The organism is Ramlibacter sp. PS3R-8 (assembly GCF_037572435.1).
Lineage (GTDB): Bacteria > Pseudomonadota > Gammaproteobacteria > Burkholderiales > Burkholderiaceae_C > Ramlibacter.
Genome location: NZ_JBBHGT010000005.1, coordinates 192,136 through 207,057, shown reverse-complemented (window position 1 = coordinate 207,057; position 14,922 = coordinate 192,136). Strand labels below are relative to the sequence as shown.

Here is a 14,922-nt window from a genome sequence, read left to right as displayed (position 1 = left end):
TTGTGCATGAGAGCCCCGTCGTGCCGGCGAACGCTAATGCAGCGCCCGGTAGATCTGCTCCGCCAGGTCGCGCGAGATGCCTTCGACGGTGGCGATGTCCTCCACGCTCGCCGCCGCGACACCGCGCACGCCGCCGAAGCGCTGCAGCAGCCGGGCGCGCTTCTTGGCGCCGATGCCGGGGATGTCCTCCAGCTGGCTGCCGCCCACGCGCACCCGGGCGCGGCGCGCACGCATGCCGGTGATGGCGAAGCGGTGCGCCTCGTCGCGGATCTGGGCGATCAGCATCAGGGCCGCGGACTCGCGCCCCAGGGTCACCTTGTCGCGGCCATCGGCGAACACCAGCTCCTCCAGGCCGACCTTGCGGCCCTCGCCCTTTTCCACGCCGACGATCACCGACAGGTCCAGCCCCAGCTCCGCGAACACCTCGCGCGCCATGGTCACCTGCCCGCGGCCGCCGTCCACCAGCACCAGGTCCGGCAGGCGCAGCGCGCTGCCGCCCCCGCCTGCCTTTTCCCGCTTGGGCCTGGCGTCGGCTGCCGCTTCCACGACGGCTTCGGCCACCACCGCCGGGGCCGCCTCGGCAGCGATGTCCACTTCCACCGGCCCCGTGCCCTCCACCACCGGCTCTTCCGCCGGCGTCGCATCCGGCGTGTCGCGGCCTGCCGTCGCCAGCCTGGCGTAGCGGCGCGTCAGCACCTGGCGCATGGCCGCATAGTCGTCGCCGGGCGTGATGTCGTCGATGTTGTAGCGGCGGTATTCGCGGTTCTGCATCTGGTGGTGGTGGAACACCACGCAGCTGGCCTGCGTCGCCTCGCCCGCGGTGTGCGAGATGTCGAAGCATTCGACGCGGAAGGTGTCCAGGTGGTCCGGCGCGAGGTCCAGCGCATCGACCAACGCCCGGGTGCGGGCCTGCTGCGAGCCCTCTTCTGCCAGCAGCCGCGCCAGTTGCAGCTGCGCGTTCTTCTCCGCCATCTCCAGCCACAGCCGCCGCTGCCCGCGCGGGTTGTGCACGGCGGCGATGCGCACGCCGGCCTGCACGGCAAGCGCCTCGCACAATGCATCGGCCACCGGGTGGCTGGTGATCAAGGCCGAAGGCACCGGCACCCCGAGGTAGTGCTGGGCGATGAACGCCTCCAGCACCTGCACTTCCACCGGCTGCGCCGCCACCGCGTCGGCCGCGTCGTCGAACTCCTGCACCGCCGTCGCGTCCTCCACGTGGCTGGGGAAGTAGGCGCGGTCGCCCAGGTGCCGGCCGCCCCGGACCATCGCCAGGTTGACGCAGGCCTTGCCGCCCTGCACCTGCACGGCGAGGATGTCCACGTCCTTGTCGGAAGCCGTCTCCACCGACTGCTGGTGCAGCACCTTGGACAGGGCGCCCATCTGGTTGCGCAGCTCCGCGGCGTGCTCGAACTCGAGCTTCTCGGCGTGCGCCATCATCCGCTGCTCCAGCGCCTGCAGCACCGACTGCGTGTCGCCGCGCAGGAACGCCTCGGCGTGCAGCACGTCCAGGTGGTAGTCCTCGGGCGCGACCAGGTTCACGCAAGGGCCCGAGCAGCGCTTGATCTGGTACAGCAGGCAGGGCCGCGTGCGGTTGGCGAACACCGTGTCCTCGCAGGTGCGCAGCCGGAACACCTTCTGCAGCAGCTGGATCGACTCCTTCACCGCCCACGCGCTGGGGTAGGGGCCGAAGTAGCGGTGCTTGCGGTCCACGCTGCCCCGGTAGTACGCCACCCGCGGGAACACCGCCGCCGACGGTGCGCCGCCGCGCCCGCTGGCAAAGCCGGTCTTGTCCGGCGAGCCGGTGATCTTCAGGTAGGGATAGCTCTTGTCGTCGCGGAACAGGATGTTATAGCGCGGCGCCAGCGTCTTGATCAGGTTGTTCTCGAGCAGCAGCGCCTCGGCTTCGGAGCGCACGACCGTGGTGTCCAGCCGCACGATCTTGCCCACCATGTGGCCGATGCGCGTGCCGCCGTGGTTCTTCTGGAAATAGCTGGAGACGCGCTTCTTCAGGTTGCGCGCCTTGCCGACGTACAGCACGCCGCCGTCGGCGTCGTAGTAGCGGTACACGCCGGGCATGGACGGCAGGCCGGCGACCTGGGCCAGGAGTTCGTCGGAATGCTGCTGCACCATGGCCACTATTATCCGGGCGCATGCGCTGGGATCTTTTCTGCCAGGTGATCGACAACCACGGCGACGCGGGCGTCTGCTGGCGCTTGGCCGCGGCGCTGGGTGCGCGCGGCCACGCGGTGCGGTTGTGGATCGACGATCCGGCGATGCTGCGGTGGATGGCGCCGGCGGGGGCGCCGGGCGTGGAAGTCGTCCACTGGCACGCGCGAGCGCCGGTTCCCGGGCCCGGTGACGTGGTGGTGGAATGCTTCGGCTGCGATCCGCCGCTGGCCTTCGTCGCCAGGATGGCGGCCGCCGACCCGGCGCCCGCCTGGCTGAACCTGGAGTACCTCTCGGCAGAAGGCTACGTGGAACGCAGCCACGGCCTGCCGTCCCCGGTGATGCAGGGCCCCGGCAAGGGCCTGGTGAAGCGGTTCGTCTATCCCGGCTTCACGCCGCGCACCGGCGGCCTGTTGCGCGAGGCAGAGCTGCCCGCACGCCGGGCCGGCTTCCAGCGCGGCGCCTGGCTGCACCAGTGGGGCATCGAGGACCCGCAGGCCCAGGTCTTGAGCCTGTTCTGCTACGAGCCCGCTGCACTGCCTGAGCTGCTGGGGCAGTTGCGCTCCGGATCCCGGCCGACCGAGCTGCTGGTGACGGCGGGACGTGCCGCCGCGGCGGTCCGGGCCGCGGGTGTCGCGCCCGGCGGGAACCTGCGCCTGCGCTTCCTCCCCCTGCTCGACCAGCGGGACTACGACCACCTCCTGTGGTCCTGCGACCTCAATTTCGTGCGCGGCGAAGACTCGTTCGTGCGCGCCTTGCTCGCGGGCGTGCCTTCCGTGTGGCAGGCCTATCCGCAGCAGGACGGTGCCCACCACGCGAAGCTGCAGGCCTTCCTGCACTGGCTGCAACCGCCGCAACAGCTGCGTGACTTTTTCCTGGCGTGGAACGGGATCGCCGGGACGCCATTGCCCGCGATCGACGTCGCCGCATGGAGCGAAACGGCACGCCGCGCCCGCGAACGCGCCGGGGCCTTGCCCGAGCTGTCGGCCGAGCTGGAACGATTTGCTCGCGGCGCGCTAGAATAGGGAGCTTTGCGCCCCACGCCGTCCGGCCCCGGCGCGCGACCCGCCGCCTTTTCGCCTGACCAGCGCGCCGCGGCTCCCATCCGAAGACATCGACCATGAAAATCGCTCAAGAAATCCGCGCCGGCAACGTGATCATGAACAACGGCGCGCCGTGGGTCGTGCTCAAGACCGAATATTCGCGCGGCGGCCGCAACTCGGCCACCGTCCGCATGAAGCTCAAGTCGTTGCTGAACAACCAGGCCACCGAGACGGTGTTCAAGGCCGACGACAAGATGGACCAGATCGTGCTGGAGAAGAAGGACTGCACGTACTCCTATTTCGCCGACCCCATGTACGTGTGGATGGACTCCGAGTACAACCAGTACGAAGTGGAGAAGGAGAACATGGGCGACGCCATGAACTACCTCGAGGAGGGCATGCCCGCCGAAGTGGTGTTCTACGAAGGCAAGGCCATCTCCGTCGAGCTCGCCACCAGCGTCGAGCGCGAGATCACCTGGACGGAGCCGGCCGTCAAGGGCGACACCTCGGGCAAGGTGCTCAAGCCCGCCAAGCTGGCCACGGGCTACGAGATCGGCGTGCCGATCTTCGTCGCGCAAGGCGACAAGGTCGAGATCGACACGCGCACCGGCGAATACCGCCGCCGCGTCTGAGGCCCGCCCCCACCGGCGCCCTCACGCAAAAGGCTCCGCAAGGGGCCTTTTTCACATGTCCTTCGACCTTGCCCACGCCGCCGTCCCCTTTCGCATGCAGCCTGGCCTGCAGCGGCTGGACAGCGGCGCGCGGCACCTGACACCGCTGGCGCCAGGCAGCCCGCTGTGGCAGGAGAAGAACCGGGTGGTCGCCAGCGGCGCCAGCCGGCTCGCCGTGCCGGGCTTCGACCCGCAGGCGCCCATCAGTGCGATCCTGGCGCGGGCGCGCAGCGAGGGCTTCGCCGCGCACGACCCGATCGAGCTGGCGTTCGAGGAAGATTTCGCCCTGCTCGATGGCGCCAGCACCACCCTGCCCTGGCTGTGCGTCTCGGTGCCTTCGCACTGGGCGCCGGAAGACAAACTGGGCCTGGCGTTCCACAGCGTGCACGCGCCGGTGGCCGACAACCACGCGCTGGTGGCCGCCGGCCGCCAGCTGGTGCAGCTGGTCACGGGCGGCGGGCACTTCGAACGCTTCGTCTGGACCCTCACGCCCAGCGGCCGCTACGACCAGCACCCGCGCCGGCACGGCCGCGAGCCCTGGCCAGCAACGGCGGAGCCTGTAGGCTTCGCCGGCCAGTGCTGGTTGCGCTCGGAGCGGCAGACCTTCTTCCCGGTGCCCGGCGTGCCAGGGCAGGCGATCTTCACCATCCGGGTGATGCTCCAGCCGCTGCCCGACGCCGTGCGTTCGGCCGACGATGCGCGGCGGCTGCACGATTCGCTGGCGTCGATGAGCGACGCGGTGTTGGAGTACAAGGGCCTGGCGCCGGCGCGCGAACGGCTGCTCGCCTGGCTGGCGCACCGGGGCGCCTGATGGAGCTGGTCGCCCGCATCGCGCAGGTGATCGTGCCGGTGTTCCTGATCGTGGCGATCGGCTACGTGTACGCGCGCCGCGCGCGGCCCGAGATGACCGGCTTCAACCGGATCATGCTGGACGTGCTGTCGCCCGTCATCGTGTACACCGCGCTGGCCGGCAAGGAGTTCCAGCTGCGGGAACACCTGCCGCTGCTGCTGGGCGCCGCATTGCTGATCCTGCTGACCGGCCTGGTCGGCTGGGGCGTCGCGCGCGCCACGCGCATGCAGCCGCGCACCCTGGTGCCGGTGGTGATGTTCACCAACTGCGGCAACATGGGCCTGCCGCTGGCGCTGCTGGCCTTCGGTCCCCAGGGCTTCGGCGCTGCGGTGGCGCTGTTCTCGATCAGCAACGTCATCCACTTCTCGCTGGGCGCGCGCATCACCAGCGCTCATGCGAGCACCCGCGCGCTGCTGCTCAGCCCCCTGATGATCGCCAGCGCGCTCGGCTTCGCCAGTGCGGTCACCGGCGTGCGGCCGCCGGACATGCTGTTCAACGGGCTGAAGATGCTGGGCGAAGCGATGGTGCCGCTGATGCTGTTCGCGCTCGGCGTGCGGCTGACGCAGCTGCGGCGCAGCGACGTGCCGCTCGGCCTGATCGGCGCTTTCGCCAGGCCGCTGGTGGGCTTGGCGGTCGCGCTGCCACTGGCGTGGGCGCTCGGTCTCGAGGGGATGGCGCGAGCGCAGCTGATCCTGTTCGCGTCGCTGCCGCCGGCCGTCATGCAGTACCTGCTGGCGGAGCGCTACGAGCAGGAGCCGGAGCGGGTTGCCGCGATGATCCTGCTGGGAAATGCGCTGGCGATCGCTTTCGTGCCCGTGGGACTCGCGCTTGCCTTGTAACCGGGGTTCGGCTGCGCGCTCACCGCCGGCCTACGAAAGGCATCCCAAGGTAGGCCCGCGGTGAGCACGGAACCCCGGGTGGGAATCACCGCCGGCGCACCAGCACCCAGACCAGCACCATCGTCACGAAGAACGCCGCGCCCACCACCGCGGCCCAGAGCCACGGGTGCACCGCGGTTCCGCCCGAGGGAAGGGATGCCAGCGGCTCGCTGCCCGGGTACGGCACCGAGTGGGGCAGCGCGCCCGCCAATTCACCCGCGGCGTCGCGCGTGATCAGGTTGAACGCAACCCGCTGCATGCCGCCCTCCTCCGCCACGCGCACCCAGAGGTCCACCACCGTGCCTCGCAGCCGGGCATGCTGGATGTCCTGCAGGGGGAACTTGACGCGCTCCTCCTTCCATTCGCGGCCGTCGCGGTAGCGGCCGGCGACGCGCAACACCTTGTTCTGCACACGCAGCTCGACCTCGCCCCGGAAAGCGGGAATGGCGTAGCCGGGGCCCTCGACCTCCATGAGCGTGGCGGGGTAGATCCCTTGCACCACGGAGTAGCTGCCGCCCACGCGCGCCGGCGTGAGGGTCTCGCCCTCCTGGCTCTGGGGCAGGGGTGCAAGGCCGCCATGCACGAGGTCGGCCACGGTCATCTGCGCGCCGTCCTGCGCCACCACCACCTGGTTGCTGGTCAAGGCCTTCTTGACCCGCATGCCGACGATGGTGCGGCGGTCGTACGGACCCATCCGTCGTCCCTCGTGCAGCACGTGATAAACAGCGTTATCCACCTGGTTGCCCCTCCGGCCCTGGTTTGGGGCGAGGATAGCCCCCTGCCCGGCCGCCGTGAAGCCTTTGGGTCCCGCGATTCCGGCCACAATGCCGGCTATGTCTTCGACCCGCAACATTCACGACCGGCGGCTGGCCGACGCCTGGGCCACCCTCAAGTCCCATTCCGATGCCGGCCTGCCCCTGGACCCCGACGCCAGCCGCCTCGCCTTCGTCGACCCCGAGTTCCTGCTGCGCCGCGAAACGCGCGGCATCCGCTTCCAGCTCGAGCTGCTCAAGCCGGACCTCGAGCAGGCCGCCCACGGGATCGAGAACACCATCGTCGTCTTCGGCAGCGCCCGTTTTCGCGACCAATCGGCCGCCGACGCGCTGGTGGAAAAAGCGGCGGCCCTCGGCACCGTCAGGCAGAAGTCGGCCGACACGGACGCCGGCGGTGAGACCGGCCCGGGGCCCGTCGACGAACGCCGCGCCCGGGCGCTCGCCCGGAATGCGCACTACTACGAGAAAGCCCGGGCGTTCGGCCGACTGGTGGCCGAATACAGCGCGACGAGGGAGTCGCACGACAAGCTGTTCATCTGCACCGGCGGCGGCCCGGGCATCATGCAAGCCGCCAACCGCGGCGCCCATGAGGCGGGCGGCGAGAGTGTCGGCCTGGCCATCGCGTTGCCGATGGAGGAAGCGGCCAACGAGTACGTCACCCCGGCGCTGTCCTTCAAGTTCCACTACTTCGCCCTGCGCAAGATGCATTTCATGATGCGGGCCAAGGCGCTGGTGGCCTTCCCGGGCGGCTTCGGCACGCTCGACGAGCTGTTCGAGGTGATCACGCTGGTGCAGACGCGCAAGGCGCGGCAGGTGCCCATCGTGCTGTTCGGCACCGACTACTGGAAGCGCCTGATCAACTTCGAGATGATGGTGGACGAAGGCGTCATTTCGGCGGCCGACCTGGACCTGTTCCAGTTCGCGGACGACGCCGAAGTCGCCTGGAACCTGATCAAGACTTTTTATCGTCTCTGAGGCCGAAGGCCAGGCGCGAGCCGACGCCGAGCCATGCGGACACGGTCCAGAACACGGCGCTGACGCCCACCACGGCGCCGGCCATGCCGAACAGCATCGGCATCGCCACGCTGGATGCGTTGATCACCATCAGCCGCATGCCCACGGCCTCGCCGTGGCGGTGGTGCGGCGTGATCTGGTGCAGCATGCTCATGATCATCGGCTGCACCGTCCCGAGCGCGATGCCGAGCAACACCGAGCAGATCCCCATCGAGAGGGCCGTGTGCATGAACGGGTACACGGCATAGATCAGCGCGGTCGCGATCATGGCTCCGGCCACCAGCGTCCACTCGCGCAGCCGCGCCGCGATGACCGGCAGCACCACCCGCACCAGCGCAGCCGCCATGGCGAACGCGCCGAGGATCGTGCCGATCACGGAGGCCGACATGCCACGTTCGTGCCCGAGCACCGGGACCACGAAGGTATGCACGTCCCAGGCCGAGGAGAGGAACCAGTTCACCAGCAGCAGGCGGCGAAACATCGGCTCGCGCACCAGGTCCCACGCCCGGCCCGGCTTCGCGCGCGCGGACGCCTCCGGCAGCGCCGCCTCGTGGGCGCCGCGGATGAACGCCCAGGCCAGCAGGGGCAGCACCGCCATCACGAAGAACGCCCAGCGGAAACCGGCGTGGTCGATCACCAGCCCGGCCACGAAGGGGCCGAGGAAGTTGGAGAAAGCCGGGCCGATGGCCAGCCAGGAAAAAACCTGCTTGAGCTGGGTAGGCGTCTGCGCGGCGCGGCCGACGTGCCGCTGCAGCGCGATCACCGCGGCGCCGGTGGCCCCGCCGGTGAGCAGCGCGCTGAAGCACAACACCGGAAACACCGGAAAGGCCACCGCAGCGCCCGCACCGAGCGTGGCCGCGCCGACGCTCCACGCCACCGGGCGCTTCAGGCCGTGCCGGTCGGCGTAACGGCCGGCGGGCAGCGCGAGGAACACCTGCGTGAGCGCATAGAGAGCCAGCAGCACGCCCACCGCGGCGGCGCTGTAGCCCTCGCGCAGGGCCAGCAGCGGCGCAGCCATGCGCATGCCGGCCATGCAGGCATGCAGGAACACGTGGCCGGTGATCAGGCGGACGAGCTCGCGCGACAGCCCGGAGCTGTCAGGTGTCGGTGTCGTCACCGTCGGGGTCGGCCATGGGCAGCAGCGCCTGCGCTTGCGTGTCGGGCAGCGCCTCGACGTCCTTGAGCGCGCGCCGCATCATCTTGGTTCGCGTCTCCGCCTTGTCGACTGTATCGGCGGCCTTCTGCACCTGCTCCTTGATGCGCGCCACCCATTCGCCGTAGCGGTCGAATTCGGTCTTGACGGCGCCGAGCACCTTCCAGACTTCCGACGCCTGCTGCTCCAGCGCCAGCGTGCGAAAGCCCATGTGCAGGCTGTTGAGCATCGCCAGCAAGGTGGTGGGGCCGGCCAGCGTGACGCGGTAGTCGCGCTGCAGCTTGTCCATCAGGCCGGGACGGCGCAGCACCTCCGCGTAGAGGCTTTCGATGGGCAGGAACAGGATCGCGAAGTCGGTCGTGTGCGGTGGCGCCAGGTAGTTCTCGCAGATGGATTTGGCCTCCTCGCGGATGCGGACTTCCAGGGCGCGGCCGGCGCTGTCCACGCCGGCCTGGTCGGCCCGGTCATGCGCGTCGAGCAGGCGCTCGTAGTCCTCGCGCGGGAACTTGGCGTCGATCGGCAGCCACACCGGCAAGCCGTCGGCGCTGCGGCCGGGGAACTTGATGGCGAAGTCCACCCGCTGGTTGCTGCGCGGCTTGGTTTCCACCTGCTTGCCGTACTGCTCCGGCGTCAGCACCTGTTCGAGCAGGTTCTCGAGTTGCACCTCGCCGAACATGCCGCGCGTCTTGACGTTGGTCAGCACCCGCTGCAGGTCGCCCACGCCTTGCGCCAGCGACTGCATCTGGCCCAGGCCCTTGTGCACCTGCTCCAGCCGCTCGGCGACCTGCTTGAAGCTTTCGCCGAGCCGGGTCTCCAGCGTGGTCTGCAGCTTCTCGTCGACCGTCTTGCGCATCTCCTCCAGCTTCGCCGCATTGGTCTGCTGCATGGCGTTCAGCTGCGTCTCCAGCGTTTCGCGCACTTCGGCCATGCGGCGTGAATTGGCTTCGCTCAGGGATTGCAACTGCACCGCCAGCGTGTCCGCCAGCGTTTTCTGCATCAGTGTCAGCTGCTGCGAGAAGGCGTCGATCTGGGCGTTCTGCGTGCGCGTGGTCTCCTGGGCCTGGCGCGTCAGCGTCTCCTGGAAGGTGGCCAGCGTCTGCGTCAGCTCGCCGCGCAGGCCGCGCGAGGATTCGCTGATCTCGCGCCGCAGTTCGCGCTCCAGGCGCTCGTTGGCCGCCAGCAGTTCCGCGCGGCCGGTATCGATGGTGGGTGGCTTGCGCATCAGCACGGCCACCAGGAGGACGACGCTGGCCAGGCCCAGCGCCATGACGATCCAGATTTCCACTAGGTCAGCACTTCCGGATTCAGGGGGTTCAAGGGCTTGCCGTTCACCAGGAAGCCGATCAGGTTGTCGGCGGCGAGATCGGCCATCGCGCGGCGCGTGGGCACCGTGGCGCTGGCGATGTGCGGCGTGAGCACCACGTTGGGCACCGTCAGCAGGTCGGGGTGGACCTTGGGTTCGCCTTCGAAGACATCCAGGCCGGCCGCGGCGATGCGCCTGTCGCGCAGGGCTTGCGCCAGCGCCGCGTCATCGACGATGCCGCCACGCGCGATGTTGACGAGGGTCGCCGAGGGCTTCATCTTGGCCAGTTCGGCCGCGCCGATGGTGTGGTGCGACTCGGCCGAATAAGGCAGCACCAGCACCACGTGGTCGGCCGTCCTGAGCAGTTCTTCCTTCGACACGTAGCGCGCCTTGCACGCTGCCTCGAGGTCGGGCGAGAGCCGCGAGCGGTTGTGATAGATCACCTTCATGCCGAAGCCATGGGCGCCGCGCCGGGCGATGCCCTGGCCGATGCGGCCCATGCCGAGGATGCCCAGGGTGCTGCCGTGCACCTCGGCGCCGGCGAACATGTCGTAGCTCCACTTGGTCCACTTGCCCGCGCGCAGGTAATGCTCGCTCTCTGCGACGCGGCGGGCCGTGGCCATCAGGAGCGCGAAGCCGAAGTCGGCCGTCGTCTCGGTCAGGACGTCGGGCGTGTTGGTCGCCAGCACGCCCCTGGCCGTCATGGCCGGCACGTCGAAATTGTTGTAGCCCACGGCCATGTTGGCGCAGACCTTCAGGTCCGGGCAGGCGGCCAGCACCTCGGCGTCGATGCGCTCCGTGCCGGTGGTGAAGGCGCCAGCCTTGTTGCGCAAGCGGGCGATGAGGTCGGGCTTGCTCCAGACCTGGTCGGCCTGGTTGTGTTCCACCTCGAAGTGCTGCTCCAGGTGGGCGATGGTTTCCGGGAACACGGCCCGGGCGACGAGGATGCGGGGTTTGGACATGGATGACTTTGAAAAAACCGCCTTCGCTCGGTGAAGAATCAGCGGAACCAGATGAAGGTCATGACCCCGAACAGCGGGACCAGGATGCCCACCGACCACAGCATGTAGCCGAAGAAGCTGGGCATTTTGACACCGCGCTCCTCGGCGATGGCCTTGACCATGAGGTTCGGCGCGTTGCCGATGTAGCTGTTGGCGCCCATGAACACCGAACCCGCGGAGATGGCCGCAAGCACCGGCGCGAACTCGGTCATGAGCACCTTGGCGTCGCCGCCGGCGGTGTTGAAGAACACCAGGTAGGTCGGCGCGTTGTCGAGGAAGGAACTCAGCACGCCGCTGGCCCAGAAATACATGGCGGGGTCGGGCGTGCCGTCGGGCCGCGTGACCGCGGCGACCACGCCGCCGAACGGCCCATCGATTCCGGCGCGCAGCATCGCGATCACCGGGATGATGGTGATGAAGATGCCGGCGAACAGCTTGGCGACTTCCTTCATCGGCGCCCACGAAAACTGGTTGTCCTTGTGCACCTTGGCCGGCGTGATGCGGATCGAGACGAGGGTCACGATGACCAGGCCGATGTCACGCAACAGGCCCGGCAACCCGACCTCGGTCCCGGCGAGATGGAAGACCACGGGGGACTTCCACAGGCCGCTCATCAGGACCAGCGCGATCACCACACCCAGCAGCCAGAAGTTGCGCGCGCCATCAAAGCCCAGGCGCCCGGTGTCTGGGGTCGGGTCGGCAGGCTGGAGCTCGTCGCGACGGCGATAGAAAAAGGAGTCCAGCGCGTAGAAGATCAGCAGCAGGGAGCCGACCAGGAACAGCGTCTCGGGAAAGATGTGGCGCACCGTCCAGAAGAACTCCACGCCCTTCAGGAAACCCAGGAACAGCGGCGGGTCGCCCAGGGGGGTCAGCGAGCCGCCGGCGTTCGAGACGATGAAGATGAAGAAGATGACCGTATGGGCGGTGTGCTTGCGGTTGTCGTTGGCGCGGATCAGGGGGCGGATCAGCAGCATCGAGGCACCGGTGGTGCCCATGAAGCTGGCCAGCACCGCACCGATGGCCAGAATCGCGGTGTTCAGCGCCGGGCTGCCGTGCAGGTTGCCGCGGATGAAAATTCCGCCCGCCACCGTGAACAGCGCCGTGAGCAAGATGACGAACGGCAGGTACTCCCCCACGGCGGCGTGGACGATCGCCGACCCCGCCGCGGAAGCATTGAACACCAGCGCAAACGGCACGAGGAGGGCCAGCGACCAGGCGGCCGCAACCTTGCCGAAGTGGTGATGCCAGAAGGACGGCGCCAACAGGGGCAGGAGGGCGATCGACAGCAGGAGGCCCGCGAACGGCACGCCCCACAGCGGCGAGACCCGGCTGGCGTCGATCTCGGCGGCAGCGGCCCAATGCGGCCACAGCAAGGCGCAGGCCAGCAGCAGCGGCCGGATGGTTTTCATGGCAGGTCTCCTCTTGGGCGCCGAGCATACCAACCGAATCGGTGACCGGAGGACGGCGCAGTAGGCAAGCGCCTACCCGGCCAGCCGCGCGCTTCCTACCTGATGAGCCAGGGACGGGGGCGAGCATCCGGCGTGGAGCGCCCGGGGGCGCGCGAGCGGAGCAGCACGATGAACCAGGATCGCATCCAGGGCCGCTGGAAGCAGTTGAAGGGCAAGGTCAAGGAGCAATGGGGCCGCCTCACCGAGGACGACCTCGATGTCATCGCGGGTCGTCGCGACCAGCTGCTCGGGCGCATCCAGCAACGCCATGGGGTGGCCAGGGAAGACGCCGTCCGCGAGGTGACCGACTGGGAAAAGCGCAACCCCGACTTCCGCCTCGACCCCACCGACAAGAGCCAGTGAGCTCGCCCGTCTAGTCGACCCAGCGCGTGAACGACGCCGCGGTGTCACGCGGCGTGTGGAACCTGTTGACCGGCGCATGCAGGTCGGCATACCCCATCGACATCCCGCACACGAGCATCTCGCCTGCGCCCGCGCCAATGTGCGGCAGGATGATGCGCGAAAAGCCGTTCCAGGCCGCCTGCGGACAGGTATGCAGGCCGCGCGCGCGGGCCGCGACCATCACGTTTTCCAGGAACATGCCGTAGTCCATGAGCGAGCCGCGGCCGAGGATGCGGTCGATGGTGAACATCAGGCCGACCGGCGCGTCGAAGAAGCGGAAGTTGCGCTGGTGCTGCGCGTGCATCTTGTCCTTCTCGCCCTTGGCGATGCCCAGCAGCCCGTAGAGGCCCCAGCCGTTCTCGCGCCGGCGGTCGATGTAGGGCGACACCCACTTGGTCGGGTAGTAGTCGTATTCCTCGGTGTACTGCGCGGCCAGCGCGGGGTCGGCGTAGATCGCGTCGTGGGCGGCGCAGACCTTGTCGGCCAGCGCGTCGCGGCTCGCTCCCTGCAGCACGTACACCCGCCACGGCTGGGTGTTGGTGCCCGAGGGCGCGCGCACCGCCACGTCGAGCAACTCCATGATGGTCGCGCGGGGCACCTCCCGGTCGCGCAGGAACGCACGGCAGGAGAACCGGCTGGTGATGGCAGCGTCGACGCTGCCGGGATCCGCCACGACCGTGGCCACTTGGGTGGGGTTCACTGCAGGGACTCCAGCACTTTCTTCAATGGGGCGGGCACGGCCGTCGGCCGGCGCGTGGCGCGGTCCACGTACACATGCACGAAGTAGCCCTTGGCGACGGTGAGCGGTTCGCCCTGCACGAACAGGCCGATCTCGTAGCGCACGCTGCTGTGGCCGACGCGCGCCACGCGCAGCCCGGCTTCCACGGTCTGCGGAAATTGCACCGGCGCGAAGTAGTTGCACTGGGTCTCGATCACCAGGCCGATGGTTTCGCCGCTGTGGATGTCCAGGACGCCCTGGTCGATGAGGTGGGCATTGACCACGGTGTCGAACCAGCTGTAGTAGACGACGTTGTTGACGTGGCCGTAGGCGTCGTTGTCCATCCAGCGCGTGCCGATCGTGCGGAAGGCCTTGTAGCCGGCGCGGCCTTCGGGCTGCGGCTTGTCGGTGGGAGCGCTCATCGCGAGGGATTGTGCCAGCGCGTGTCGCCGCGACCCGCATACTGCAGCGCCGCGCCGAAGGTGTTGATCTGCACCTGCACCGTGTCTTCCATGCGGTGGCCGTAGCCGCCCGCCATCGCGAAGGCCAGCGGCACGCCGCGTTGCCACGCCCAGTCGAACACGCGCCGGTCGCGCGCCTCCAGGCCGTCCCACGTGAGCTTCAGGCGGCCGAGGCGGTCGCCCTCGTGCGGGTCGGCGCCGGCCAGGTAGATCACCAGCGCGGGCTCGAAGCGGTGGGCCAACTCCTCCAGCGCGCGCTCCAGCGCGTGCAGGTAGGCGTCATCGCCGGTTCCATCCGGCAGGTCGACGTCCAGGTCGCCGGCCTCCTTGCGGAAGGGGAAGTTCTTCTGCCCGTGCAGCGACAGCGTGAAGACGCTGGCATCGTTGCGGAAGATGCGGGCCGTGCCGTTGCCCTGGTGGACGTCCAGGTCGATGATCGCCACCGGCAACTGCGTGCGGCTGCGCCGCGCATGTTCCGCCTGCATCAGCCGCGTCGCGACGGCGGCATCGTTGAACACGCAGAAGCCGCCGCCCTTGTCCGCATAGGCATGGTGGGTGCCGCCGGCGATGTTGGCCGCCAGGCCTTCGCGGAACGCCGCGCGGCAGGCCGCGATGGTCGCGCCCACCGAGCGCCGGGCGCGCTCCGCCATCGCCGTGCTCCAGGGAAACCCGATCTCTCGCATCACCTTGGGATCCACCGATCCGTCGCTGATGGCCTGGATGTAGCCGGGGGTGTGGACCAGCGCGAGTTCACCGTCCGTCGCCGGCTCGGCCTGCATCAGGCGGATGGCGGGGAGCTCGGCAGCCAGCCGGTCGCGCAGCAGCTGGTACTTGCCCATGGGAAAGCGATGCCCCGCCGGCAGTGGCAGCACGAACTGGGTGGCGTAGAACACCTGCATGCGGCCATTCTCCGATGACTGCCGGGAGGGCCGGTTTTAGGGAGGCATCACCAGATTGCTGCGCCGCAACAAAAAGTGCTTGCAATCGTGCGGCACGCCCGTATACTTCCACCCATGCTGCACTGCAACATGGCGAGACCGG

Annotated in this window: 15 protein-coding genes; 6 read left to right on the top strand and 9 right to left on the bottom strand. The window is 69.0% G+C overall.

Features of this window, described 5'->3' with window-relative positions; genetic code table 11:
• Window positions 1–33 precede the first annotated feature (33 nt).
• Window positions 34–2,130, bottom strand: a complete 2,097-nt coding sequence (gene uvrC, locus WG902_RS17815) for an excinuclease ABC subunit UvrC (RefSeq protein ID WP_340061487.1) — start codon at window positions 2,128–2,130, stop codon at window positions 34–36.
• Between the two features lie 20 nt (window positions 2,131–2,150).
• On the opposite strand from uvrC, the gene earP reads away from it, so the two are divergent.
• The 4 genes from earP (at window position 2,151) to WG902_RS17795 (ending at window position 5,569) form a co-directional block, all read left to right on the top strand.
• Window positions 2,151–3,191, top strand: a complete 1,041-nt coding sequence (gene earP, locus WG902_RS17810) for an elongation factor P maturation arginine rhamnosyltransferase EarP (RefSeq protein ID WP_340061486.1) — start codon at window positions 2,151–2,153, stop codon at window positions 3,189–3,191.
• Window positions 3,192–3,286: 95 nt separating this feature from the next.
• Window positions 3,287–3,841: an elongation factor P gene (gene efp / locus WG902_RS17805; protein WP_340061485.1), complete on the top strand. Its 555-nt coding sequence runs from the start codon at window positions 3,287–3,289 to the stop codon at window positions 3,839–3,841.
• Window positions 3,842–3,896: 55 nt separating this feature from the next.
• Window positions 3,897–4,691 carry a heme-dependent oxidative N-demethylase subunit alpha family protein gene (locus WG902_RS17800; protein ID WP_340061484.1) on the top strand — a complete coding sequence of 265 codons (795 nt, stop codon included), beginning with the start codon at window positions 3,897–3,899 and terminating at the stop codon, window positions 4,689–4,691.
• Window positions 4,691–5,569 (top strand): AEC family transporter, encoded by an 879-nt coding sequence (locus WG902_RS17795; protein ID WP_340061483.1) that lies wholly within the window; start codon window positions 4,691–4,693, stop codon window positions 5,567–5,569. Before WG902_RS17800 ends, WG902_RS17795 begins: the two co-directional genes overlap by 1 nt.
• 85 nt (window positions 5,570–5,654) lie before the next feature.
• On the opposite strand, the gene WG902_RS17790 is transcribed toward WG902_RS17795, so the two are convergent.
• Entirely contained in the window at window positions 5,655–6,344 is a 690-nt protein-coding gene (locus WG902_RS17790; RefSeq protein WP_340061482.1) for a hypothetical protein, read from the bottom strand.
• A gap of 97 nt (window positions 6,345–6,441) precedes the next feature.
• On the opposite strand from WG902_RS17790, the gene WG902_RS17785 reads away from it, so the two are divergent.
• Window positions 6,442–7,356 (top strand): LOG family protein, encoded by a 915-nt coding sequence (locus tag WG902_RS17785; protein ID WP_340061481.1) that lies wholly within the window; start codon window positions 6,442–6,444, stop codon window positions 7,354–7,356.
• Here WG902_RS17785 and WG902_RS17780 read toward each other — a convergent pair.
• The 4 genes from WG902_RS17780 to WG902_RS17765 are packed head-to-tail and all read right to left on the bottom strand — an operon-like array spanning window position 7,334 to window position 12,261.
• Entirely contained in the window at window positions 7,334–8,482 is a 1,149-nt protein-coding gene (locus WG902_RS17780) for an MFS transporter (RefSeq protein WP_340061621.1), read from the bottom strand. The two genes, WG902_RS17785 and WG902_RS17780, sit on opposite strands and share 23 nt — an antisense overlap.
• Window positions 8,483–8,492: 10 nt before the next feature.
• A complete protein-coding gene (locus tag WG902_RS17775) occupies window positions 8,493–9,815 on the bottom strand; it encodes a DNA recombination protein RmuC (RefSeq protein ID WP_445263708.1) in 1,323 nt (440 codons plus the stop codon).
• A 17-nt stretch (window positions 9,816–9,832) separates the two neighbouring features.
• The gene (locus tag WG902_RS17770) at window positions 9,833–10,813 is read right to left on the bottom strand and encodes a 2-hydroxyacid dehydrogenase (RefSeq protein WP_340061479.1); all 981 of its coding nucleotides are present in this window, start codon (window positions 10,811–10,813) and stop codon (window positions 9,833–9,835) included.
• A gap of 38 nt (window positions 10,814–10,851) precedes the next feature.
• Complete coding sequence (locus WG902_RS17765; protein ID WP_340061478.1) at window positions 10,852–12,261, bottom strand: sodium:proton antiporter; 1,410 nt, start codon at window positions 12,259–12,261, stop codon at window positions 10,852–10,854.
• 168 nt (window positions 12,262–12,429) lie between these two features.
• On the opposite strand from WG902_RS17765, the gene WG902_RS17760 reads away from it, so the two are divergent.
• Window positions 12,430–12,663: a CsbD family protein gene (locus WG902_RS17760; RefSeq protein ID WP_340061477.1), complete on the top strand. Its 234-nt coding sequence runs from the start codon at window positions 12,430–12,432 to the stop codon at window positions 12,661–12,663.
• A 10-nt stretch (window positions 12,664–12,673) separates the two neighbouring features.
• Here WG902_RS17760 and WG902_RS17755 read toward each other — a convergent pair whose 3' ends face one another.
• Genes WG902_RS17755 through WG902_RS17745 form a run of 3 tightly spaced genes read right to left on the bottom strand, consistent with a single transcriptional unit; the run spans window position 12,674 to window position 14,780 of the window.
• Window positions 12,674–13,402 carry a nitroreductase gene (locus WG902_RS17755; protein ID WP_340061476.1) on the bottom strand — a complete coding sequence of 243 codons (729 nt, stop codon included), beginning with the start codon at window positions 13,400–13,402 and terminating at the stop codon, window positions 12,674–12,676.
• On the bottom strand, window positions 13,399–13,842 hold the full coding sequence (locus WG902_RS17750; RefSeq protein ID WP_340061475.1) for an acyl-CoA thioesterase: 444 nt from the start codon (window positions 13,840–13,842) through the stop codon (window positions 13,399–13,401). The genes WG902_RS17755 and WG902_RS17750 overlap by 4 nt, the downstream gene beginning before the upstream one ends.
• Window positions 13,839–14,780 carry a histone deacetylase family protein gene (locus WG902_RS17745; RefSeq protein WP_340061474.1) on the bottom strand — a complete coding sequence of 314 codons (942 nt, stop codon included), beginning with the start codon at window positions 14,778–14,780 and terminating at the stop codon, window positions 13,839–13,841. The genes WG902_RS17750 and WG902_RS17745 overlap by 4 nt, the downstream gene beginning before the upstream one ends.
• Window positions 14,781–14,922 lie beyond the last annotated feature (142 nt).